We start from the raw sequence: 22305 nt of genomic DNA, 5'->3' as shown, positions 1-22305 counted from the left end.
AGAACACCATGACCCTCAACGAACTGCGCTTCATCGTCGCCGTGGCACAGGAACGCAACTTCCGCCGCGCGGCGGCGAAGTCATTCATCAGTCAGCCCGCGCTGTCGCTGGCGATACAGAAGCTGGAGGAAGAACTCGGCCTGAAGATATTCGAGCGCGGCAAGAACGAGGTTACGCTCACGCCGGTGGGCAGCGCCATCGTAGAGCAGGCGCAGCGTGTACTGGAAGAGGCGGAGCGCATCCGCGAGATCGCCGCGCAGGGCAAGAACCAGCTCAGCACGCCGCTGCGCCTCGGCATCATCCACAGCGTCAGCCCCTATCTGCTGCCCGACCTGATCCCGGAGTTGAAGCGGCTCGCCCCGCAGATGGCGCTGGAGGTGGAAGAGAACATCACCGCCAACCTCGAAGCCCTGCTGCGCAACGGCAAGCTGGACGGGATCATCATCGCCTTGCCGTTCGGCGACTCCGGCATCCTCACCCACCCCCTGTATGACGAACCGTTCGAAGTGGTGGTGAGCAACGACCACCGCTGGGCCGCACGGCGCAGCATCAAGCCGGCCGAACTGGCACAGGAGAAAGTGCTGCTGCTGGATTCCGGCCACTGTTACAGCAACCAGGTGGATGAGGCCTGCCCCGGCAGCCGCAGGAACGACAGCGTGCAGCACGGCACCTCGCTGGAGACCATCCGCAACATGGTGGCTTCCGGCCTGGGCATCACCGTGCTGCCCGCGTCGGCCAACAGCGCGCGCTACCGCAGCAAGTTGTTGAGCGTCGTGCCCTTCACCAAGCCCGCGCCCTCGCGCCGCATCGCTTTGGCCTGGCGCAAGAGTTTCGCCCGCACCGAGGCGGTGGAAGTACTGGCCGCCGCTGTCGGACTAGTCAAGATCACCGGCATCCACCATCTGGACTAAGCCCATGCCAGTAAAATGGATACAGCGGGCTGTTGGCGCTTGCCGCTGCACGGCGTAGAATGCAGCCAAGCATCACCGCACCCCATATCAGGAGCACATCATGCCTACGATACCCGGCCTCTCCGTTTCCAGCCTGAACAACTATGCGCAGCAGCAGCCGGTGGGCACTTCGTCCACTTCGTCGCAGCCGCCGCAGGACACCAAGGATCAGTCTGCGAATGCGCAGAACAATGTGGTCGCCACGCTGACCAGCAACGAACAGAATTCATCCACCTCCGCGCTGACCTACAACGCTTCCGGTCTGCTGAGCCGCTTCCAGCAATCCGTGCCGCAGAGCACCAGCACCGATACCGAACAGGCCGCGCGCGACGCGATACTGAACGCACAGGACGCGATCACCCAGGCGCAGGGTTCTTTCGATTCCAGCCAGACCTCGACCGGCAATTCGGCAATCGACACATTAGCCAGCTTCGGACAAGGCGACGTAGCAACCAAGAACGGCGAAAGCAGCCAGACCGCGCAAGCTGCCATCGCTCAAGCGCAATACGCCAAGAATCAGGCACTGAACGATCTCCGCAGTAACAGCACCGCAACCACCGCCTGACTTCATCGCGCGCACCCTGAATCGGTGCGCGCGAACCTGATGGGGACAACATGATTACCCCACGCCAGCCCTACCGCCAGAACCCGTTCCTGCGCACCAGCTACACGCTGATCGCACCGCTGTATGATTTTGTCATCGAAGCGCCGATGCGCGCCGCACGCAAGCACTCGCTGGCCGCGCTTCCCGCTATGGCAGGGCAAAATGTATTGGTCAGCGGCGCGGGCACCGGTCTTGATCTGCCGCACCTGCCGACCATGCATCGCTACACCGCGCTGGATTTCAACCCTGACATGCTGGCGCGCGCCCGGCCGCGCGGCGACCATCTGGATATGGATTTCATCCTCGGCGACAGCATGGCGTTGCCATTCGATGATGCGCGGTTCGATGTCGTGGTACTGCACCTGATCGTGGCGGTGGTGCCGGAACCGCATCGCGCCTTGAGCGAAGCGGCGCGCGTATTGAAGCCGGGCGGCAAGATATTGCTGTTCGACAAGTTCCTGCAGCCGGGCCAGCGCGCGCCCGTGCGCCGCTTGCTCAACGGCCTGTCGCGCCGCATGGCGACGCGCATGGATGTGGTGTTCGAGGAAGTCTTGAGCCAGGTGCCGCAGCTCACCGTGGAGAGCGATACACCGGCGCTGGGTGGCGGATGGTTCCGCCAGATCATATTGAACAAACATTGAACCTGCCTGTCCACACTGCACCTGCACCGGGTTCAGGCACAATGTGTAACACCTCATGTGAAGCGAGAATCGATATGTCCAAACATGCCGCAATTTCCTCCACCCGCTTTAATGCTTCGGTTGCGCCATCGCTTGCGACCGTCACCCCGCTTTCCAAGCTATTCGCCTTGCCCCTGCTGATCGGCGCGTTGCTGCTGGCGATCGCCACCAGCGCGCAAGCCGCGACCGATACATTCACCGCAAGCGGCACATGGACCGCCCCGGCCGGCGTCACCAGTGTCGATGTGCAAGTGTGGGGCGGCGGTGGCGGCGGTGGTGGCGGAGAAGGCGACAGCTCGGACGGCGGCGGTGGTGGCGGCGGCGGTGCCTATTCCAGAACCACGTCCATCACTGTTGTGCCCGGCACAACCTACACGGTGACCGTCGGCACGGCAGGCACGGCGGGCGCAACCAATGGCGCGGGCGGCACAGGCGGCGATTCGTGGTTCATCAACACCACAACCATCCTCGCCAAAGGCGGCTCGGGCGGATCGGCTCCCGTTTCCGACGAAGGCGGCGTCGCAGGAGCGGGTGGCTCGGCAGCGGCAGGTGTGGGGAACGTCAAATTCTCGGGCGGCAACGGCGGCACCGGACGCGACAGCAGCACCGGACGCGGCGGCCCCGGCGGCTCCTCGGCAGGCACTGCGGCGAACGGCACCAGTGGCGCCAACTCCTGGTACACCTGTACTGCTGCTGCCCCGCCAGCCGGAGGCGGCGTAGGCGGCAACGGTGGCTGCGTCAACAGCCAGAACGGTTTTGCCCCGGCATCGGGTAACGGTGGTGGTGGTGGCGGAGCGGCGGAAAGAACTACAACCGGCGGCGCAGGCGCACCGGGCTTGGTGACCATCACCTACACACCGGGCGGCGGCAGCTCGGGCACGGCCATCTCCAATCCGACGCTGTGCATCAACGATACCGGTATCGGCACCCAGCCCTGGACCGGCCTGACCAATGTCGGCTCACAAAACAATGTATATGCGACGGCGACGGCGGCCAACAACCAGATCACCAACTACCTTAAATGCACCGGCTACAACTTCGCCATTCCCGCTGATGCCACCATCACCGGCATCACGGTCGGGCCGTGGGTGAATGCCACGCGCACCTTCACCGTGAATGCGATGCAACTGGTCAAAACAAATGTCATCCAGCCGACCAATCTCGCCGCCGGAACCAACATCCCGAATGGCGGCGGATCGTTGCTGCCCGCGCCAACGCAACTTACTTTCGGTGATGCCACCAATCTTTGGGGCAACACCTGGACGCCTGCCAACATCAACGCCGCCACTTTTGGCACTGCATTCGCCGCCCAGCGCGGCCCATACACCACGACCCAGACCGTGGCGGTAGACGCGATGCCGGTGACCATCGACTACACACTGCCCGCGCCACTGGCGGCTGACTATCACATGGACGAAAGCAGCTGGAACGGCACTTCGAACGAGGTGGCAGACAGCGGCACAAATGCCCTGCATGGCACCGCTCAACTGGGCGCAACCACGGCCGCAGCCAAACTCTGCAATGGTGCGAACCTTGCAGCCAATTATGTGCAAGTCGCCGACAACGACCGGCTCGACCTGCCGACCACACTTACGGTCACTGCCTGGCTGAAACCCGCCCGCTGGGGCGGTGCTCCCGGCAAGGATGCGCTGATGAGCTTCATCTCCAAGGGCACGAACTACAAGGCGCACATCGATGTTTCCGGCAAGATCTACTGGCAGTGGGGAACCAGCAGTTTGACCTCTGCAGCGTCCGTGCCAACCAGTACCTGGACGCATGTCGCGCTGGTATATGCGAGCGGTTCGCAGACCCTCTATATCAATGGCGTTGCGGACAGCTCGGCGGCGATGACCGGGACACTACCCACCAACACCTTGCCGCTGCAGATCGGTGACGATCAAGGTTACGGTGGCGGCACGCGCCGTTTCGACGGCATGATCGACGAAGTGAAGTTGTTCAATATCGCGCTCACACCGGCAGAGATCGCTGCCGGCTATGCCAACGAAAATGCAGGGAAAGACTGGTACGGCTCGACACGCGTTTGTCCTTCGTTACTGGATCACGTCAGCATCAATGCACCTGTTACAGCGATGGCATTGGCTGCCACCCCCGTAGCGATCTCCCCCCATACCACTACACATGCCCCCCTGAGCGGTTATTCGATCAACCTGTCCACCAATACCGGACTAGGAGACTGGAGCATCGGGACCGGGACCGGCACCCTGACACCGGGCGCAGCGAACAGCGGACAGGCGAGCTACACCTTCGGCGCGGGAGAAAGTGCCGCCTCCCTGTATTTCACCTATCAGGCCGCCGACACCGTGACGATCTTCGTGGACGATAGCGGCGGCATTGATCTGCTGGCGAGCACACCGATCGCCGAGCTTTCCAACACCATCACCTACACCCTGCCTAACTATGTATTCACCGACAGTGCCTGTGTGCATGACTTCGCATTCGGTGCGCCGGGACAAACCTGCGCCGTTCTCAACTGGTCGCCACAAGTGGCGGGCATCGATGCCGCCAATGTCTACATCACGGCATTGAATGCATCGGGCATCCCCACCCGTCTCCACCCGACACAGGTGCGTACGCGCGACATGGCGTTCGCCTTGTCGTGCCACGATCCGGTGGCGCATGCCGGCATACAGGCGGCTTTCTCGGGCGTGACATTGCCGTTGTGTCAGTCCAACGGCGGCACACCCGCCAGCTGGTCTGCCGCCACGCTGGCCGTCAGCTTCCCCGGTGGCAGCCCCTCTTCCGGCCCGTACGCCTTCAACTACGCGGACGTCGGCAAGGTGGAATTCTGGATGCGCAACAGCGCCGCCACCGCACAGGTCGGCTCTAGCGGACTGTTCGTCGTCGTCCCGCACCACTTCGGCATCTCCGCCGTGACCGCCGGCCCGATCAAGGCGGGCAACGATTTCTCCGCCTCGGTGACGGCCTACAACGCTCTACCCACACCGACCGCCACACCGAACTTCGGTAAAGAGACCACGCCGGAAATCGTGTCGATCACCTTCAGCAAATGCCAGCCCACCGGCGCCTCATCGTCCACCGGCACATTCAGTACAGGCACACTGCCCGCTTTCGCCAACGGTACCGTGACCGCCAGTACGCTCAACTGGAGCGAAGTGGGCAACGGCGACCTGACCGCGACACTGCGCAGCGGCAGCTACCTGCTTTCCGGTCTAAGCGCCAGCGGCAACACCGGCACAGGTGGCACGGTCTGCAATGGCGCCGGCAATGTCGGTCCGTTCGTGCCGCATCATTTCAACACCTATGTGACCGCACCGATGGCGGACTGCCCCACCGGACTGATCTGCCCCGTCGCGGGCTGGGCCTATTCCGGGCAGGCGTTCACGGTCAACGTCACTGCGGCGAACGCCAGCGACGCCATCACCGTGAACTACGACGGCACGGCGAACACCTCGCCCAACTTCGCCAAGGCCGTGACACTGACGGCATGGGATGCGGCGGGCAGCAGCACCACACAGGATCCGCCCGCCGCCGCCCCCGGCGCACTGTCGAGTGCCAGCGTCGCGGGCAGCGCATTCAATCGGGGCAGCACGATACTGGGGACGCCTGCGGCACCGCTCTACACTTTCGCCACATCTCCCACCGCGCCTACCGACATCTACCTGCGCGCGGCAGATGCCGATGCCAGTTCGCTGCGCAGCCTGGCCGTCAGCTCCATCGAAGGCGGAGTGAAGGTCGTCAGCGGCCGCATCAAGATCAGCAACAACTACGGTTCGGAATTGCTGCCGCTCACGATGAATGTGACCGCGCAGTTCTACGGTGGCGCGAACTGGTTGACGAGCAACACGGACGATGCGACCTCGTTCAACAGCGCACTCAGCACGGCAGGCGGCAACGTGGTCGTCTCCAATCTCGTGGGAATGGGTGGCACAGTGATCATCAAAGCACCCACCACCGACACCATGACTGACGGCGTACGCGCCATTACGGTGAATGCACCCGGCGTACCAGGCAGTGTCGATCTCAGCCTGAACGCACCGAGCTACCTGCTGACCGGCAGCAACGGCGCAGCCGTCGACCCGAGCATCCCGGGTCGTGCCACGTTCGGCATCTACAAAGGGAATGACGCGTTCATCTACCAGCGCGAGGCTTATTAAATCGCGCGCCTCGCGATGATCGCCGCACGCTGAAAGCAACTATTTTCAGCGCGATTCTGCCGTCACGAGACAGTCCGGCGGCAATAACAATAGACGAACTGCTGCACCTTGCCTGCCGGGGTGTGGTGCGCTTCCTTAGCGTGTTTCAACAACGTGAAGGCTTCGCCGAACTGGTCGTGCAATTCTTCGGGGCGATAGCGCATCACCGGCAAGCCGCTGCACTCCAGCGGGCCATCCTCGGCAAAGGTCGCCACGATCACATGCCCACCCGGCTTCACCGAACGGAACACAGTCTGCACATAGGCTTCACGTTGCTCTGGCGTGGTAAGAAAGTGGAACACCGCACGGTCATGCCAGATGTCATAACGCTTGGCAGGCAGATCCACCTCGGTGATGTCGGCCTCGATCCAGCGCACCATTGATTCATCCTTACCCAAACGCTGGCGTGCTGCTTCCATGGCATGCGCCGAAAGATCGAGTACGGTGAGGTCGTTGTAACCATTGGCCAGCAGATCATCCACCAACGTCGATGCACCACCGCCGACATCGATGATGCCCGCATCCTTGTCCACGCCCGTGGCGCGGATCAGATCTAGCGAGAGCGCGGCATGCGGCTGGAACCAACTCACCGCATCAGTAGATTTCGTCGTATAGACTTCTTCCCAGTGCTGTTTCGGCTGCATACTGACCTCCTATCGGAAGATTAAATCCAGTCTTTGGGGACTAGGTACTTGTCGTACAACTCCGCTTCCGGCGTACCTGCTTCCGGGTGCCAATCATAGCGCCACTTCACCAGCGGCGGCATGGACAGCAGGATGGACTCGGTGCGGCCGTTCGACTGTAGACCGAAGATGGTGCCACGGTCGATGACCAGATTGAATTCAACATAGCGCCCGCGACGATACAACTGGAAGTCGCGCTCGCGCTCGCCGTAGGGCATGTCCTTGCGCTTCTCCAGCAGCGGCACATAGGCCGACAGGTAATGGTCGCCCACGCTCTGCTGGATAGCGAAGCAGGAATCGAAATCCGGCTCGGAAAGGTCGTCGAAGAAGATGCCGCCCACACCGCGCGGTTCGTTGCGATGCTTGAGGAAGAAATACTCGTCGCACCATTTCTTGTACTTCGCATGCAGCGATGCATCGAACGGTGCCAGCGAGTTCTTGCAGATCTGGTGGAAGTGCACCGCATCTTCCTCGAATCCGTAGTAAGGCGTGAGGTCCATGCCGCCGCCAAACCAGAACACCTTCTCGCCATTCGGTTTGTGCGCCATGAACATGCGCACGTTGGCATGCGAGGTCGGCGCATAAGGATTGCGCGGATGCATCACCAGCGACACGCCCATCGCCTCCCACGAGCAACCGGCCAGCTCGGGACGATGCGCGGTAGCGGAAGCAGGCATCTTGTCGCCCTGCACATGCGAAAACGCCACACCGCCGCGCTCCAGCACATTGCCTTCCTCGATGATGCAGCTGATGCCCTCGCCCTTGCCGATGCCGCCCGAACCCGTGGCGCGGGTCCACTTGTCGCGGATGAATTTCTTGCCGTCCACTTGTTCCAGACGGTCAACGATCAGCTCCTGCAGTTCCAGCAGGTAGGTCTTTACGGCGTTGGGATCAACATTGCTCATGCACTTCTCCGATTGCGTTTACGAGCGAACGATTCTATCACCGGCCCACGCCTTGATCGTCGAAGGACGTTTACGTTTTCCCACGCGACCGCGCAATACCCACACGCGCTTACCGAACATTCGCTGGCACTCGGCATAGGTCTTGGCCGCACGCATACCGCTGCTATTGGCACTGGTCGACACCAGCGCGCTATCCACACTGCGGCACAGCTGCTGCGCAAACGGATGCGCCGTCAGCCGCACCGCCAGCGAGTCATGCACCCCGCGCAGCCAGCGCGGACACGATGGTTTCGCCGGCATCAGATAGGTCACCGCCTGCGCGCCATCCTGCTGCAGGCGCGATCGTTCGGCCGACGTGAGTGGACGAATATAAGGCTCCACCTGATGATAATCAGACGCGATGAGGATCAAGCCCTTCTTCTGTGGCCGCTGCTTCAGCTTCAGGATGCGCTGCACCGCGCGCCGATTGCGCGGATCGCAGCCGAGGCCGTAACAGGACTCGGTTGGATAAGCGATCACGCCGCCACGTTTAAGGTGGGCAGCAAGCGCACGGGCGGAAATATCTATTCTTTGCATAGCGGCTAGCGCAAAAAACACAGCTCGAAAAGCTGCACGCGAAGTTTTCTACTCATCACACTTCACCTCCTTCGTTGAGGATAGCAAGGTAAGTGTCATATACGAATACGCGGTTGCGCCGCTGACCGGTGAGTTCGCGTGCGATGCCGAGTTCGATCAGGGTTTGCATGGCTTTTCCCGCAGTGGGGAAACTAATGCCTGCCTCTGCCCCCAGCAGCTTGAGTGTAGACACTGGATGGCTACGCAGGGCAAGCAGCAAACGTTGAGCATTGGCTGCACCGCGTCCGCTTTGCTGGATGCGCTGGCTGTCTTGTTCGAACAGCGCCACCAAGCGCTGTGCAGTCTGTACTGCACCATGTGCGGTTTGTTCTACACCTTCCAGAAAGAAGTCCACCCAAGTTTCCCAGTCACCCTCGGTGCGCACTTTGTCCAGTAGCTCGTAATAGACATTACGGTGCTGTTTGAAATACAGGCTGAGGTAAAGCAGCGGCTGAGCAAGCAAACTGCCTTGGTGCAGCAACAGAGCAATGAGCAGACGTCCTAGTCGGCCGTTACCGTCAAGAAAGGGGTGGATGGTTTCAAATTGCACATGCGCCAGTGCGGCCTTGATCAGCACAGGCGCAGCCTCATTCGGCAGATTGATATAGTGTTCAAGTGCAGACATGCAGGCTTCCACCTCCTGCGGAGGGGGAGGCACAAAGCGCGCATTGCCCGGGCGAGTGCCACCGATCCAATTCTGACTGCGGCGGAATTCACCTGGTGCCTTCTCGCTACCGCGACCGCGCGCCATGAGTCGTGCGTGCATTTCACGCAGCAAGCGGTTGCATAACGGAAAAGGTTCGCTCAGACGCGCCATACCGTGCTCCAACGCAGCAATGTAGTTGGAGACTTCGACCACGTCATCGAACGGCACGCCGGGCGCTTCGTCCAGCTCGAACAGCAGCAGGTCGGATAGTGAAGATTGTGTCCCCTCAATCTGCGACGAAAGAACGGCTTCGCGGCGTACATAGGCATACAAGAAGAGTTGCGGATCTGGCAGCAAGGTACTCACGCTATCGAGCCGTCCCACGGCAAGCGTGGCGCGTTCCAACAGGCGTTGGCGCGCTTCATTGATTGTTAGCGCGGGGATTGGTGGCAGCGCATCAGGCACAAAGGCGTGTACTGTTTCGCCACCCGCGAGGCTGGTGAGATATTGCCCAGTGATGTCTCGCCGCATAGTCGTCACCTTTAATAAGAAATCATGCTATTTAAATTTTAATCGATTTCTTGAATAAGGATGCGCATTTCAGGTAACAGCGCTTAAAAGAAGAACACAGGCTTTCCAGGAGGCCGCCACGTTGAAAGTAGGCGGCAAGCATTCTGGCTTTGCTCATTTCTTAGTGATCCACTTATTCTTTGCAGGCGGCAGGAAATTTCAGTCGGTGACAATTTGTCACCGACTCGCGGAAAATCATACCGAAATTGCAGACAGCCGTACCGCGCTACAATGCGCCCCCCCCCCGGCTCGCCGCCGAACTTTCCGAGCAAGCGCATGACTGACGAACGCCTCATCCACATCGAAGAAAAGATCACCTTCCAGGAAGACCAGATCGACGAACTGAACAAAACGGTCTACCAGCAACAACAAAGACTGGAACGGCTTGAAGAGTTCTGCAGGGAACTTGCCGGTCAGATCCGCTCGCTATCCGAAGCCGGCAATGCAGGCCCGACAGCAAATGAAAGACCGCCGCATTATTGACAGAACCGATCGTCGTTATCATGGCGGCACCCGTCTCGACACCTCGATACAAACACCATGCTCAACAAACTGAACGAATTCTTCTCGACCCTGATCACCCCGGCCAACGACACGCCGCGCCCCGAACACACCCTGCAACTCGCCACCGCCGTGCTGATGATAGAAGTCATGCGCGCGGATGCCCAAAGCACCGATACAGAGCGCGCAACAGTATTGCGCATCCTCAAGGAACGGTTCCAACTCAGCGATAGCGAAGTGCAACAACTCTCTGCACTAGGCCAGCAGACCGCGCAACAAGCTCACGACCTGCACCAATTCACCTCGCTCATCCACCGCGAACTGGGACGAGAAGAAAGGGGCCGCATCGTCGAATACATGTGGCAAGTCGCCTACGCCGACCGCCACATCAGCGCTCACGAGAACCACCTCATGCGCAGAATGACCGACCTGCTCCACATCTCGCAGGCTGACTACATCGCCGCGAAGATGCGCGCCAAACCGGCGGATATGGAATAGCCGCTACCTGTTTCTGGCTGAATCAATGCGCATCGTCCGATTTTCTTCACCGGCGATACCGTGATTTACAGAGTGGAATCAGCGCCCTGACTCCGAGCTGCATACATGAGAAAAATACTCGAATGAATGTGCCCTGCAAGGGGTGTATAAAATAATCGTAGTCGCAACAGCATGAACGCCAACCCGAAGAAGGGAGCAGCTTATCGACCCCGCGATGATTCCTCACAATTAGACGCAACACCAATCAGCCTGACAGGCTGAACGCTTCGGCAACCCATGATGCCGACATAAAGATAACGCCGCATAGATGCGGCGTTTGCTTTTCGGCGTTTCAAAATATTCAAAGTGCCCAGCAAGACAAGGCGCGATCGATCCATTGCGTCGGAGTTTGGATTTATAGAGGTTCCCTTTAGAATGCGCCCCCCGCCATCACCCCGAACAACATGCGCCTGATTCTTGCCCCAATGGATGGCCTTGCCGACCATAGCCTGCGCGACATCCTGACGCGGCTCGGTGGCATCGACCTGTGCGTGGCGGAATTTGTGCGGGTGACGAACCATCTGCTCAACAAAAGAACCTTTCTCAACACTGTGCCGGAACTAGAACGCGGCGGCTGCACACGTGCCGGCGTACCGGTGCGTGTGCAATTGCTGGGTAGCGATCCGGTCTGCCTCGCGGAGAATGCCGCCTTTGCCGCCTCACTCGGCGCACCGGGTATCGACCTCAACTTCGGCTGCCCCTCCCCGCTGGTGAATCGGAACGGCGGCGGCGCGGTGCTGCTCCAGTTCCCCGAGCAGATCCACGCCATCGTCGCCGCCACCCGCCGGGCCGTACCACCACACATCCCCGTCACCGCCAAAATGCGCCTCGGCTTGGAAGACACCTCGCTCACGCTGGATTGTGCCCGCGCCATCGAAGCGGGCGGCGCCGACGAGCTCATCGTCCATGCCCGCACCCGTGCCGACCGCTACCGGCCCCCCGCGCGCTGGGAATGGCTCGCCCAGATCCGCGAGACCGTAAAATTGCCGGTGGTCGCCAACGGCGAAGTGTGGACACCGCAGGACTATCAAAACATCCGCCAGGTCAGCGGCTGCACCGACGTCATGATCGGGCGCGGCGCCATCATCCGCCCTGACCTCATGCATCGCATCAAAACCGGCGACGAAGCCATGCCCTGGCCGGCGCTGCAAGGTTGGGTGATCGATTACTACGAACAGCTCGTCGCCAGAATGGACCCGAGGCACGCGCCGGGCATGATCAAGAAATGGCTGGGCATGATGCGCACCGCCTACCCGGAAGCAGAGACCCTGCACAGCAACATGCGCACCGAACACGATCCGATCGTGGTGGGGAAGATACTGGCAAGTAGCCAGAGTTGATCGGGATGCATCAGTCGAAACGACTGCGAAGGTCTTACACCTTTAAGCGAAAGCAGTTTCTCTACTACTGACTGTCCACCCACCAGCGCGCGAACCAGTCGGTCAAGGCGCGGCTCTCGCCGAGACCGGCGAGGCGCTGATCGATGGCATCGTGATTGCCCCACACCACATCGGCCAGCGCACCATCTGCCTCACGCATCTCGATGTCCCGACAATAAAGACCTTTATCGCGCTGCACGTAATAGCCGTAGGTGCGGCACGCCACCGGGCGCTGGGAATAGACAGGACAGGTGCCGGCAACAAGATCCAGCATCGGGCAAGTGATGGGGCGCGACTGCTGGTTTCTCAGGGCAGTCATCTTGATGTGGATCGCCTGCAAGTGTTCCGGCGGTAGATCGACCAACCCCTCCCGCAGTAGATCCCATTCTGCTGATGTCAGTTGCGGCACCTCGGCAAGCTGCTGACAACAACCATCGCAACCCTTGCCGCACAACCAGTCGGCGTGATCCACCCGGATGGTTCGTACGCGCTCGGCGATATCTTCATGGAGTTGGATCAGTGTGGTCATCATGGGTCGTCTGGATTTTCCGGCTCGACTTGTTGGGGTACGAGAAGAGCAGGCATTTATTTGGAACGAATCTTCTCGAAGCAATGGCGCGCAGCGCCAGTGTCACCTAAAGTATTTCGAGCACATTCTCAGGCGGTCTGCCAATCGCCGCCCTGTCGCCATTGATCACGATCGGACGTTCCAGCAGCTTCGGGTTGGCTGCAATGATGTTCAGCCATTCAGCATCTGATCGATCATCTGCCGGGGAAATGCCGAGCGCCTTTGCGTCATCCTCATTGAAGCGGATGACATCCTTGGCACCTTTGCCCAGCTTGACCAGCACCGCCGCCAGCGCATCCGCCGTAGGCGCGGCTTCCAGATAGTGGATCAGCTCCGGTTCGATTCCCTTTTCCTGCAGCAAGGCCAAGGTCGCTCTGCACTTGCTACATTTGGGGTTGTAATACATTGATACGCTCATGTGCTTCCTTGTTCTTTTCTCAAACAAACTGGGATCGGCCCCCGAAGTCTCATCGGTGCGAATCATAACCTGTCACTCAAATAGCACGCATTCATATCAAGCTAAAATAGCGCATTGTTCTCGACCGCCCCTTACCCAAAGTTAAGAGCGTGGCTAACCCAATACACTAAATCTGAAATGCTCGCGAAAGTGATGCAGAAATTTACGGTGTGGAATCACCACCCCGCCCCCAAGCCGACCAAACAAAACGCCGCATAGATGCGGCGTTTGCTTTCCTAGTGAATATAGATAATGCGAGACCGCCCCCCACTAGCTCATGGCCATTTCCCTCTTATAGAAATCTCTTGGTTCAACATCTCTGCAACGTTGATCCAGTTGATGAGCAACTCGCTGGCACAATTCTTCACTTAATGTCGCGTGGGACAATTTCCCCAATGTCCCTATAGCGTTTTTCCCGTTAATAATCACAACGTCACTTTTTCCTCTTCTGTCTACAAACCAACCCGGCAATGCCAGGACAGCCTTAACCCCCACTCTCTCCCCCACTGCACTAGACAACCAATTCTCAAGCCACCTAGCTTGCCGTGCTGCCTGCTCTAAGGGTGCTGTTTCAGACCATCCGGGGAAATTTAGCCGCTGACCATCAAATACGACATTGGCATCCTCGCTACCACGGTCACGATTTGGCTTCATTCTGCTTTTAGTTTCGACCGCGTAAATCCCCTTGGGAGAAACAATCACGTGGTCGATATTGAAGCCCTCTCCGGGCACGTCGTGAAATACGAAGGCGCCTATACGCATGAGTTGATTCAGCTCTTGTGCAACAGCCACTTCGCCCTCATACCCCTGCCTGAGTTTGGAAATTCTCTTGAGTTGCTTCAGGATGGCATTCATAAAATAGCCCACTGCAACCAAAGCAAATATCACCACAATTGCAGAACGTAACAACGACTCCGGCTTCCCAAGGAAATATGACTGAGATATATGCATTGCGTAGAGAAGCAATGGCACAACAGGCAGCATAACGAAACTTATCAATGCATCATCACCCGCATCATCAAGCGCGGTACGCACTGACTCACCAGGGCTGCGCAACAGCATTCTGCTCAAAGGTGAACGTCGCTTCTCCGCATGTTTCTTCCGCCAAAAATATACCAACCCTATCGGCAAAAAAACTAATGCCGCATAGATGCCCACCAGATATGTCGCCAATAGCCAGTTACTCATATTCATCCAATCAACTTACTACCGCCACAAACTCAGCAATCACTTTCAAGTCCTCAGCCTCTTCTGGAGCCAGAACAATAGCTCTATAGTTTGGATCGGTAGAATTTGGCAGCAAATTGATTTTGGTATGCCTCCAACTTTCACCACCACCTTGAATTTTCTCGCTCTCATAAACCTTGACCGTATATTGGCCACCCGTGTCTGGGTCTTCAATATTGCGATGCTGAACCAATACTGTTTTCCCTTGGCGAGACCCAACTGGATTCAGGCTAAACAAGCACCACGAACCATTCGGGATTCGCTTATTCATTGATTCGCCAATCACCTTTGCAACAAATTGGCCAGAGCGGATACGGAAACTATCAGGAAGCTCAACCCAATCGAATCCGTCAGAACCTTCCTCACCATACCCATATGCCCCCCCTACCAATTGAGTCTCGCTAAACTGACCAGCCGCAATGGCCAGATCATAAATTGGCACTGCATTTATATATGGCTTAACGGCGTTTGAAGGTAGCAATTTAAGTGTCAGGCCTTCATATCGATCATCATTTATTGCTTGCCCAACTATCTCGGGAGGAACATCCAACTGAACTTTCGATTCAAACTCCGATGCAGCCCTACCCATTGCCTCCTTAAACCAAAGATTGGTTTCCTTATCGGTGCAAAATATGTAGCACCCCTTCATGCCGCGAGTCATGAGAGTTCTGTAGGTATTCTTGATGATCAGGTCAGCTTTCTGCGTTGCAGCAACCGGATCAGTTCTGAGCAGTGATTTGTATCCCTTGATTGATGCATCTGTTTTTGCTCGCATCCCCGCATCTGTTATGGCCACGCCATCTCGAATAATAAAGTCGGGGCCAACAATCACACCGATGTAATCGGTTTCCAGCCCTTGGCATGTATGTATACAACCTGCTTCGTTTACCGATTCCGGTTTTAGAATCCATAGGCTGCCATCACTAGCAAGATTCCATTTCATGGAAAAGTTGAATTCATCTAAACGGATATCATCTTCTGAAGGAAATTTCCTGCTAATCCAGTCCCAGCAGTAACCGGCAACGATTCGCGCCTTATTATTGATCCGATTTTTTTCAACGATTGCATCACGAAGCTCATTTGGTGAATCAAAAACCTGAAAATCATAGTTAATACCCTCAAGCGTTTTATTTGCTGTTTCGCGAATCTCCAGAACACTATCTATCCAAGATAGGTATCCATCTGAACCATTGCAGCGAAACTGAGATTGGAGCTGCAGACGATGTACTTGCGCACCAAGTTGGTCACCCCAGTTGGCGATCATATTTGTCTCGCCAATATCTTTAAAGGTTACACGCTGATCTTCATCAATAAAGAAGGCGCTAAATTTAGCGGAATGGATAATTTCCTTGATTTGGTTTTCACCTTTCTGGAACATGCCGGACTTCTCGTTTAGACGGTGAGCTTCATCCACAATAAGTGCATCGAATTCGTTGGATTTCGCACTTGTATAAACCCCAGAACCCTTAAATAGATTCTCAATATGGCTACGCTTGAAAGAACCCGTCAGCAACGAAGCATAAACAGCTCGAGGTGCAGAATTCTTAGTAACGTATTGAGCTAATAGTTGATCCTTTATCAAGGCAACCAGCAGGTTGATAGCAACTACAGATTTCCCAGTACCTGGCCCACCCTCAACGATTAACACGTGCTTTTCTTTTACTGACGAACTTTTAGCTAACGACAATGCAGTTTCGTATGCGACTTTTTGATCGTCAATCATCAAGAACTCTTGATTGCCATTTAAGAGCGACAAGAGCTTGTCCGCCAAATTTTTTGAAGGACGAATTCTGCCCTTCTCAATCCTATACATCACATCACAGGAATCGCCAAACTTGACGTAACGCTTAATAAAGTCAGATAGCTTCTGAGCGTCTTTGCGGAGGAATGCTGGTGCTCTCTGCGTATGATCTGCGTAGAAATCAGCATTGATAACATCGTCCGAAATGCAATTATGCAGATATGCGCATGGCTGTAAGCCGATGCTCTCCTCTTGCACCGCCTCATTAAAGTCTTCTAGTAACGCAGCGTACGTCCATGCTTGATATGACGGATGGCTAACTTCACGCTCCGCCCCTCCCACGAACGTCCTAACTATCCCATCCATAGATGTTGCCTTGACGTTCTCCCATTGCTTCAACTCTATGATGATGGCGACTGGGTGTTTGTTATGGCCCACCCCAGTAAGAATGAAATCAATTCGCTTGGTAGTTTGTGGAAGAGAATATTCAATTGCCACACCTGAATCACATGGAATTCCATCATCGGTGAGAACTTGACTCATATACTGCATCGAGTTCCGCCAGGAAGTGATTTCGCTTTTGCTAGTGGAATGGCCTAAGTGCCGCTGAAATGAAGAGAGAATTTTCTCGTCAATTTCTCCAGCACGAACTTCCTTCAGGAATTCTTTTTTAGTCGATGTATATACGAGCACACCATCCCCAATAATTAGTTATTTGTATTCTGTATACTTCTTCGAGCTGCCTTTTACGATTTCTGCTGGATACTTCTTGGCGTTAATTTCCATCTTTTTCTCAACTGCGGACAGTATGTCCAATTCAAGTTTTTCTGCGAGACGCAGCAGATATATTTGAACATCGGCCATCTCCATAGCTACTTCTTCTAGTTGTTTCTGATTCAAGTTATTACTTTGATCTTCTGTGAGCCATTGGAAATGCTCTACAAGTTCGGCAGCCTCTGCAATTAACGCCATAGAAAGATTTTTGGGTGAGTGGAATTGATCCCAATCTCTATCTTCGGCAAATTGCCTAAGTCCCACCTTTATTTTCTCCAGCCTTTTGTCGCTCATATTCATCCTCTCTTGGATATTGCTTTCGCTCTCCTGCCTAACTATTTATCCCCCGACTTAAAACTACAAAAATCATCTGGATATCGCAAATGCAGTTGCGTCTTCTATGACTTATTCGGGCCGAATAGTACCGACCCTACCGAGTATCTCCAATAGCGAAGAATATATAGGCCGCTGAATACAAAGCGGTGAAGCGTCTCTACTTTAGTGATGCAATGCCTTATCCAGCGAATGCTCGAACTTCTCGGCGTCGTTCTGTGTGACGTAATACTTCACGGTTGGGCCGGTCATCAGCTTGGCGCAGGAATTCACCAGCTCCATGGCGATGGGATATTTACCGGTCGCGATGGCTTCTTTCAGGGCGTTCAATCTGTTGCCTGCGTCTTCCAGGGTGAGGCAGAAGTGGTGCGTGTCGTCGGTGATGCTGATGCTTTTGATGCCTGCATGGGTGACGGCTTGGCAGTGGAACTTTTTCTTGGACATTTGGCGCTCCTGTGTGGGTTTTGCGATGCGTGGCAGTTTGCGCTCTGCGCCGCCTTTGTGCCTAAGCGCGCAGGAATATATTTCCGCTTAAAACAAAACGGGGAAGTGTTTCCACTTCCCCGTTTCCCTCACCCCTGCCCTCTCCCAGCGGGAGAGGGAGTTATCGACTACTTCCGCCCTATCGCGCGATAACCGATGTCTCTGCGCATCTGGCAGCCGTCGAACTTGATGGTGTCGGCGATCTCGTAGGCGCGGTTTTGCGCGTGTTTGACCATGTCGCCGAGGGCGACGACGCAGAGCACGCGGCCGCCGCTGGTGACGACTTTGCCGTCTTGCATGGTGGTGCCGGCGTGGAAGACGTGGGCGTCTTCGAGCTTCTTGGGCAGGCCGGTGATCTCGTCACCCTTGCGCGGGGTGTCGGGATAGTTGGCGGCGGCCATGACGACGCCGAGCGCGGTGCGCTTGTCCCATTCAGCTTCCACCTTGTCCAGCGTGCCGTCGATGCCGTGTTCGATCAGCACGGCGAAGTCGCTCTTGAGGCGCAGCATGATGGGCTGGGTCTCTGGGTCGCCGAAGCGGCAGTTGAATTCCAGCACTTTGAGACCGCCGTCCGGCGAGATCATCAGGCCGGCGTAGAGGAAGCCGGTGAAGGTGTTGCCTTCTTTTTCCATGCCGCGCACGACGGGCATGATGACTTCGCGCAACGTTTTGGCGTGGATGGTGGGCGTGACGACAGGCGCGGGCGAATACGCGCCCATGCCGCCGGTGTTGGGGCCTTGGTCGCCATCGAGCAGGCGTTTGTGGTCTTGGCTGCTGGCCATGGCGAGTACGTTCTTGCCGTCGACCATGACGATGAAGCTGGCTTCTTCGCCGGTGAGGAATTCTTCGACCACGACACGCGCACCGGCATCACCCAGTTTGTTGTCGGACAGCATCATGTCGATGGCTTCGAACGCTTCGTCGTTCGTCATTGCTACGACCACGCCCTTGCCTGCGGCGAGTCCGTCGGCCTTGATGACGATGGGTGCGCCGTGTTTTTGAACGTAGGCTTTGGCGGGTGCGATCTCGCTGAAGGTCTCGAAGAAGGCGGTGGGGATGTTGTGACGCGTCATGAAGCGCTTGGCGAAATCCTTGGAGGATTCGAGTTGCGCGGCGGCTTTGGTGGGGCCGAATATCTTCAGACCCTCGGCACGGAACACGTCGACCACGCCCGCGGCCAGCGGCGCTTCGGGGCCGACCACTGTCATGTAGATGTCGTTAGTCTTGGCGAACTCGAGCAGTTCGGGGATAGCGGTGATGTTGATGTTCTCCACACCTTCTTCGAGTGCAGTGCCCGCGTTGCCGGGGGCGACGTAGACCTTCTGCACTTTCTTGCCTTGCGCCAGTCGCCAAGCGAGTGCGTGCTCGCGACCGCCGGAACCGATGACCAGAATCTTCATGACGACCTTTCTTTGATCGGCTTAGTGACGGAAGTGACGGTGGCCGGTGAAGACCATGGCCAGACCCAACTCGTCGGCAGCAGCGATGACTTCTTCGTCGCGCATGGAACCGCCCGGCTGGATGACGGCCTTGGCACCGGCTTGGGCCAGTACGTCGATGCCGTCACGGAACGGGAAGAAGGCGTCGGAGGCGACCACGGAGCCGGCGAGGCTCAGACCTGCGTGCTGTGCCTTGATGCTGGCGATTTTGGTGCTGTCCACGCGGCTCATCTGGCCTGCGCCGACGCCCAGTGTCTGGCCGCCTTTGCAGAACACGATGGCGTTGGACTTCACGTACTTGGCAACGCGCCATGCGAACAGCAGGTCGGCCATCTGTTCTTTGGAGGGCTGCGCCTTGGTGACGACCTTGAGGTGTTCTGCACCCACGTTCAGTGCGTCCGGGCTTTGCACCAGCAGACCGCCGGAGACGCGCTTCACGTCCCACTGGTTGTGTGCGTTCGACAGCGGCACGGTGAGCACGCGCACGTTTTGCTTGGCGGCGGTGACTTTGAGTGCGGCTTCGGTGGCGCTCGGCGCGATGATGACTTCGACGAACTGGTTGGCGGTGATCAGCGTGGCGGTGGCTTCGTCCAACTCGCGGTTGAAGGCGATGATGCCGCCGAACGCGGAGGTGGTGTCGGTGGCGTAGGCCAGCTTGTAGGCGCTCAATGCGCTGTCGGCGATGGCGACGCCGCAAGGGTTGGCGTGCTTGACGATGACGCAGGCAGGCTGGTCGAAGGTCTTCACGCATTCCCATGCTGCATCGGAGTCGCCGATGTTGTTGTAGCTGAGTTCTTTGCCCTGCACTTGCGTGTAGTCGGCGATGCCGCCGGGCAGCGCGATGAGGTCGCGATAGAACGCGGCGCTCTGGTGCGGGTTCTCGCCGTAGCGCATCTCTTGCACTTTGGCGAAGTTGAAGTTGATCTGTGCCGGGAAGGCTTGCTTGCTACCGTCGCTGTTGATGGCGGTGAGGTAGTTGCTGATCATGCTGTCGTAGGCGGCGGTGTGCGAGAAGGCTTTTTTAGCCAAGTCGAAACGCGATGCATCGGACACGGTGCAGTTGTTGGTTTGCATCTCGGCCAATACGTCGGCGTAGTCGACCGGGTCGGTGACGATGGCGACATGTGCGTGATTCTTGGCAGCGGAACGCACCATGGTCGGGCCGCCGATGTCGATGTTCTCGATGGCGTCTTCCAGCGTACAGCCTGGCTTGGCGATGGTGGCCGCGAACGGGTACAGGTTGACCACGACCAGGTCGATGGTGGGGATGTCGTGCTTCTTCAGCGTGGCGACATGCTCGGGCAGGTCACGACGCGCGAGGATGCCGGCGTGCACTTTCGGTTGCAGTGTCTTCACACGGCCATCGAGCATCTCGGGGAAGCCGGTGTAGTCGGCGACTTCGGTGCACGGCACGCCGTTGTCGGCGAGCAGCTTGGCAGTGCCGCCGGTGGACAACAGCTTGACGCCAAGGGCGTGCAGGCCTTTGGCGAATTCGAGGACACCGGATTTGTCGGAGACGCTGATGAGTGCTTGGGTGATGGCCATTTTTTTCTTTCGTGGATGATTATTTGATTCGGTGTTCCTGCATCTTCTTGCGCAGGGTGTTGCGGTTGATGCCGAGCAGGTCGGCGGTGCGTGTCTGATTGCCACCGGCATGGTGCAGCACGGTTTCGATCAGCGGTTTTTCCACACAGTCGATCACCATGTCGTACACGCCGCAGGATGGTTCTTCGCCGTCCAGGTCTTTGAAGTAATCGTTGAGCGCCTTGCGCACATGCTTGGCGATGTCGTTCTCGTTGATGCCACACTCTTCGCTGCTCATTTACTGCCCCCTTGATGTTCTTTGCTGCGGTGCTGCCTGTCTCCGATGCCGATACATGGCGGCGCTGCTGCACCGCCATGTGCCGACCCTTCTCCTCCCCCTCCGCCCCGACATACTTTGTGCCGGTGGCTCGTTGCGGGCCGCTTACGCGGCTGCCGCCTCCCGTTCGTACTGCAGTCGTGCGTTGCCGACTTTTTGTTCTTCAAAGAAATCGGAGACGGCTTGCATCTGCTCGTCCACGCTTTCCAGTTGATTCATGCGATGGCGGAACACGGCGGAACCGGCCAGCCCTTTGGTGTACCAGGAGATGTGCTTGCGCGCGACGCGCAGCCCGGTGTGTTCGCCGTAGAAGTCGTAAAGGTCAGCCAGATGCGCGACCAGAACATTCTGGATCTCGCCGACTTGCGGCGACAGCAGATGGGTGCCGGTATTCAGGAAATGCTCGATTTCACGGAACAGCCAGGGTCGACCCTGCGCGGCGCGGCCGATCATGACGGCGTCGGCGCCGGTATGGTCGAGCACGTATTTGGCTTTTTCCGGCGTGGTGATGTCGCCGTTGGCGATGATGGGGATGCGCACCGCATCTTTCACGGCGCGGATGGTGTCGTATTCGGCGTCGCCGGTGTAAGCGCAGGCGCGGGTGCGGCCGTGGATGGCGAGTGCCTGGATGCCGCTGGCCTCGGCGATGCGCGCGATGTTGGCGGCGTTGCGATTCTGTTTGTCCCAGCCGGTGCGGATCTTGAGCGTGACCGGCACGTCGACCGACTTGACCACGGCTTCCAGGATCTCGGCCACCAGCAGTTCGTTCTGCATCAGCGCGGAACCAGCCATGACATTGCAGATCTTCTTGGCGGGGCAGCCCATGTTGATGTCGATGATCTGCGCGCCGTTGTCCACATTGTGCTGCGCGGCCTGCGCCAACATCTTCGGATCGGCACCGACGATCTGCACCGAGATGGGATCGACTTCGCCTTCGTGGTTGGCGCGACGTTTGGTCTTCTCGGAACCGTACAACAATGAATTGGAAGCCACCATCTCGGACACTGCCATGCCCGCGCCCATGCGCTTGCACAGGATGCGGAACGGACGATCGGTCACACCCGCCATGGGGGCGACGATCAGGTTGTTCTTGAGTATGTACTTACCGATTTGCACTCAGGGGGCCTTAAAATCTACTGCGCAACTTGATTGCGGCGTTGCGCGGTGCTCGCTTCCT

Annotated in this window: 21 protein-coding genes; 7 read left to right on the top strand and 14 right to left on the bottom strand. The window is 57.6% G+C overall.

The features are described from left to right. Window positions 1–8 precede the first annotated feature (8 nt). From ACYCZ5_RS05485 to ACYCZ5_RS05470, 4 genes are all read left to right on the top strand, one after another. Window positions 9–911: a hydrogen peroxide-inducible genes activator gene (locus tag ACYCZ5_RS05485; RefSeq protein WP_461543777.1), complete on the top strand. Its 903-nt coding sequence runs from the start codon at window positions 9–11 to the stop codon at window positions 909–911. A gap of 100 nt (window positions 912–1011) precedes the next feature. Continuing rightward, the gene (locus tag ACYCZ5_RS05480) at window positions 1012–1515 is read left to right on the top strand and encodes a hypothetical protein (protein ID WP_461543776.1); all 504 of its coding nucleotides are present in this window, start codon (window positions 1012–1014) and stop codon (window positions 1513–1515) included. A 50-nt stretch (window positions 1516–1565) separates the two neighbouring features. Next, window positions 1566–2195 (top strand): class I SAM-dependent methyltransferase, encoded by a 630-nt coding sequence (locus ACYCZ5_RS05475; RefSeq protein WP_461543775.1) that lies wholly within the window; start codon window positions 1566–1568, stop codon window positions 2193–2195. Between the two features lie 74 nt (window positions 2196–2269). Further along, window positions 2270–6370 (top strand): DUF6701 domain-containing protein, encoded by a 4101-nt coding sequence (locus ACYCZ5_RS05470; RefSeq protein ID WP_461543774.1) that lies wholly within the window; start codon window positions 2270–2272, stop codon window positions 6368–6370. A 62-nt stretch (window positions 6371–6432) separates the two neighbouring features. Here the strand turns inward: ACYCZ5_RS05470 and ACYCZ5_RS05465 are convergent, their stop codons facing one another. The 4 genes from ACYCZ5_RS05465 to ACYCZ5_RS05450 are packed head-to-tail and all read right to left on the bottom strand — an operon-like array spanning window position 6433 to window position 9789. Beyond that, a complete protein-coding gene (locus ACYCZ5_RS05465; RefSeq protein WP_461543773.1) occupies window positions 6433–7053 on the bottom strand; it encodes a class I SAM-dependent methyltransferase in 621 nt (206 codons plus the stop codon). Between the two features lie 20 nt (window positions 7054–7073). Continuing rightward, window positions 7074–7997, bottom strand: coding sequence for an oxygen-dependent coproporphyrinogen oxidase (gene hemF / locus ACYCZ5_RS05460; protein WP_461543772.1), 924 nt, complete (start codon window positions 7995–7997; stop codon window positions 7074–7076). A gap of 18 nt (window positions 7998–8015) precedes the next feature. Then, complete coding sequence (locus ACYCZ5_RS05455; RefSeq protein WP_461543771.1) at window positions 8016–8573, bottom strand: L-threonylcarbamoyladenylate synthase; 558 nt, start codon at window positions 8571–8573, stop codon at window positions 8016–8018. A 55-nt stretch (window positions 8574–8628) separates the two neighbouring features. Then, window positions 8629–9789: a Fic family protein gene (locus tag ACYCZ5_RS05450; RefSeq protein WP_461543770.1), complete on the bottom strand. Its 1161-nt coding sequence runs from the start codon at window positions 9787–9789 to the stop codon at window positions 8629–8631. A gap of 315 nt (window positions 9790–10104) precedes the next feature. Between ACYCZ5_RS05450 and ACYCZ5_RS05445 the strand changes: the two genes are divergently transcribed. From ACYCZ5_RS05445 to ACYCZ5_RS05435, 3 genes are all read left to right on the top strand, one after another. After that, window positions 10105–10311 (top strand): SlyX family protein, encoded by a 207-nt coding sequence (locus ACYCZ5_RS05445; RefSeq protein WP_461543769.1) that lies wholly within the window; start codon window positions 10105–10107, stop codon window positions 10309–10311. 57 nt (window positions 10312–10368) lie between these two features. Further along, window positions 10369–10827: a tellurite resistance TerB family protein gene (locus ACYCZ5_RS05440; RefSeq protein ID WP_461543768.1), complete on the top strand. Its 459-nt coding sequence runs from the start codon at window positions 10369–10371 to the stop codon at window positions 10825–10827. A gap of 443 nt (window positions 10828–11270) precedes the next feature. Continuing rightward, window positions 11271–12206: a tRNA dihydrouridine synthase gene (locus ACYCZ5_RS05435; protein WP_461543767.1), complete on the top strand. Its 936-nt coding sequence runs from the start codon at window positions 11271–11273 to the stop codon at window positions 12204–12206. A 64-nt stretch (window positions 12207–12270) separates the two neighbouring features. On the opposite strand, the gene ACYCZ5_RS05430 is transcribed toward ACYCZ5_RS05435, so the two are convergent. The 10 genes from ACYCZ5_RS05430 to dusB form a co-directional block, all read right to left on the bottom strand. Next, window positions 12271–12777 (bottom strand): YkgJ family cysteine cluster protein, encoded by a 507-nt coding sequence (locus ACYCZ5_RS05430; RefSeq protein ID WP_461543766.1) that lies wholly within the window; start codon window positions 12775–12777, stop codon window positions 12271–12273. 103 nt (window positions 12778–12880) lie between these two features. Beyond that, complete coding sequence (gene arsC / locus ACYCZ5_RS05425) at window positions 12881–13219, bottom strand: arsenate reductase (glutaredoxin) (protein ID WP_461543820.1); 339 nt, start codon at window positions 13217–13219, stop codon at window positions 12881–12883. Window positions 13220–13540: 321 nt separating this feature from the next. Further along, window positions 13541–14458 carry a nuclease-related domain-containing protein gene (locus tag ACYCZ5_RS05420; protein ID WP_461543765.1) on the bottom strand — a complete coding sequence of 306 codons (918 nt, stop codon included), beginning with the start codon at window positions 14456–14458 and terminating at the stop codon, window positions 13541–13543. Window positions 14459–14468: 10 nt separating this feature from the next. Beyond that, window positions 14469–16931 (bottom strand): DNA/RNA helicase domain-containing protein, encoded by a 2463-nt coding sequence (locus tag ACYCZ5_RS05415; protein ID WP_461543764.1) that lies wholly within the window; start codon window positions 16929–16931, stop codon window positions 14469–14471. A gap of 18 nt (window positions 16932–16949) precedes the next feature. Next, window positions 16950–17306, bottom strand: a complete 357-nt coding sequence (locus ACYCZ5_RS05410; RefSeq protein WP_461543763.1) for a nucleotide pyrophosphohydrolase — start codon at window positions 17304–17306, stop codon at window positions 16950–16952. A gap of 204 nt (window positions 17307–17510) precedes the next feature. Then, window positions 17511–17789: a hypothetical protein gene (locus ACYCZ5_RS05405; protein ID WP_461543762.1), complete on the bottom strand. Its 279-nt coding sequence runs from the start codon at window positions 17787–17789 to the stop codon at window positions 17511–17513. A 167-nt stretch (window positions 17790–17956) separates the two neighbouring features. Beyond that, on the bottom strand, window positions 17957–19228 hold the full coding sequence (gene purD / locus ACYCZ5_RS05400) for a phosphoribosylamine--glycine ligase (RefSeq protein WP_461543761.1): 1272 nt from the start codon (window positions 19226–19228) through the stop codon (window positions 17957–17959). Window positions 19229–19249: 21 nt separating this feature from the next. Then, a complete protein-coding gene (gene purH / locus ACYCZ5_RS05395; RefSeq protein ID WP_461543760.1) occupies window positions 19250–20812 on the bottom strand; it encodes a bifunctional phosphoribosylaminoimidazolecarboxamide formyltransferase/IMP cyclohydrolase in 1563 nt (520 codons plus the stop codon). A 19-nt stretch (window positions 20813–20831) separates the two neighbouring features. Then, window positions 20832–21089, bottom strand: coding sequence for a helix-turn-helix domain-containing protein (locus ACYCZ5_RS05390; protein ID WP_461543759.1), 258 nt, complete (start codon window positions 21087–21089; stop codon window positions 20832–20834). 144 nt (window positions 21090–21233) lie between these two features. Beyond that, window positions 21234–22244 (bottom strand): tRNA dihydrouridine synthase DusB, encoded by a 1011-nt coding sequence (dusB, locus tag ACYCZ5_RS05385; protein WP_461543758.1) that lies wholly within the window; start codon window positions 22242–22244, stop codon window positions 21234–21236. Window positions 22245–22305: the final 61 nt, after the last annotated feature.

The sequence above is a fragment of the Sideroxydans sp. genome (genome assembly GCF_054604835.1).
The sequence above is the reverse complement of the archived record's forward strand: the minus strand, read 5'-3'. Positions and strand labels throughout refer to the sequence as shown.

What these genes read in the sequence shown, in the direction of transcription:
- ACYCZ5_RS05430 (WP_461543766.1), bottom strand. Translation starts at nt 12,777, where the DNA reads ATGATGACCACACTGATCCAACTCCATGAAGATATCGCCGAGCGCGTA.
- purH (WP_461543760.1), bottom strand. Translation starts at nt 20,812, where the DNA reads ATGGCCATCACCCAAGCACTCATCAGCGTCTCCGACAAATCCGGTGTC.
- ACYCZ5_RS05450 (WP_461543770.1), bottom strand. Translation starts at nt 9,789, where the DNA reads ATGCGGCGAGACATCACTGGGCAATATCTCACCAGCCTCGCGGGTGGC.
- ACYCZ5_RS05420 (WP_461543765.1), bottom strand. Translation starts at nt 14,458, where the DNA reads ATGAGTAACTGGCTATTGGCGACATATCTGGTGGGCATCTATGCGGCA.
- ACYCZ5_RS05465 (WP_461543773.1), bottom strand. Translation starts at nt 7,053, where the DNA reads ATGCAGCCGAAACAGCACTGGGAAGAAGTCTATACGACGAAATCTACT.
- ACYCZ5_RS05435 (WP_461543767.1), top strand. Translation starts at nt 11,271, where the DNA reads ATGCGCCTGATTCTTGCCCCAATGGATGGCCTTGCCGACCATAGCCTG.
- purD (WP_461543761.1), bottom strand. Translation starts at nt 19,228, where the DNA reads ATGAAGATTCTGGTCATCGGTTCCGGCGGTCGCGAGCACGCACTCGCT.
- ACYCZ5_RS05470 (WP_461543774.1), top strand. Translation starts at nt 2,270, where the DNA reads ATGTCCAAACATGCCGCAATTTCCTCCACCCGCTTTAATGCTTCGGTT.
- hemF (WP_461543772.1), bottom strand. Translation starts at nt 7,997, where the DNA reads ATGAGCAATGTTGATCCCAACGCCGTAAAGACCTACCTGCTGGAACTG.
- ACYCZ5_RS05445 (WP_461543769.1), top strand. Translation starts at nt 10,105, where the DNA reads ATGACTGACGAACGCCTCATCCACATCGAAGAAAAGATCACCTTCCAG.
- ACYCZ5_RS05455 (WP_461543771.1), bottom strand. Translation starts at nt 8,573, where the DNA reads ATGCAAAGAATAGATATTTCCGCCCGTGCGCTTGCTGCCCACCTTAAA.
- ACYCZ5_RS05480 (WP_461543776.1), top strand. Translation starts at nt 1,012, where the DNA reads ATGCCTACGATACCCGGCCTCTCCGTTTCCAGCCTGAACAACTATGCG.
- ACYCZ5_RS05440 (WP_461543768.1), top strand. Translation starts at nt 10,369, where the DNA reads ATGCTCAACAAACTGAACGAATTCTTCTCGACCCTGATCACCCCGGCC.
- ACYCZ5_RS05405 (WP_461543762.1), bottom strand. Translation starts at nt 17,789, where the DNA reads ATGTCCAAGAAAAAGTTCCACTGCCAAGCCGTCACCCATGCAGGCATC.
- ACYCZ5_RS05390 (WP_461543759.1), bottom strand. Translation starts at nt 21,089, where the DNA reads ATGAGCAGCGAAGAGTGTGGCATCAACGAGAACGACATCGCCAAGCAT.
- ACYCZ5_RS05410 (WP_461543763.1), bottom strand. Translation starts at nt 17,306, where the DNA reads ATGAGCGACAAAAGGCTGGAGAAAATAAAGGTGGGACTTAGGCAATTT.
- arsC (WP_461543820.1), bottom strand. Translation starts at nt 13,219, where the DNA reads ATGTATTACAACCCCAAATGTAGCAAGTGCAGAGCGACCTTGGCCTTG.
- ACYCZ5_RS05485 (WP_461543777.1), top strand. Translation starts at nt 9, where the DNA reads ATGACCCTCAACGAACTGCGCTTCATCGTCGCCGTGGCACAGGAACGC.
- ACYCZ5_RS05475 (WP_461543775.1), top strand. Translation starts at nt 1,566, where the DNA reads ATGATTACCCCACGCCAGCCCTACCGCCAGAACCCGTTCCTGCGCACC.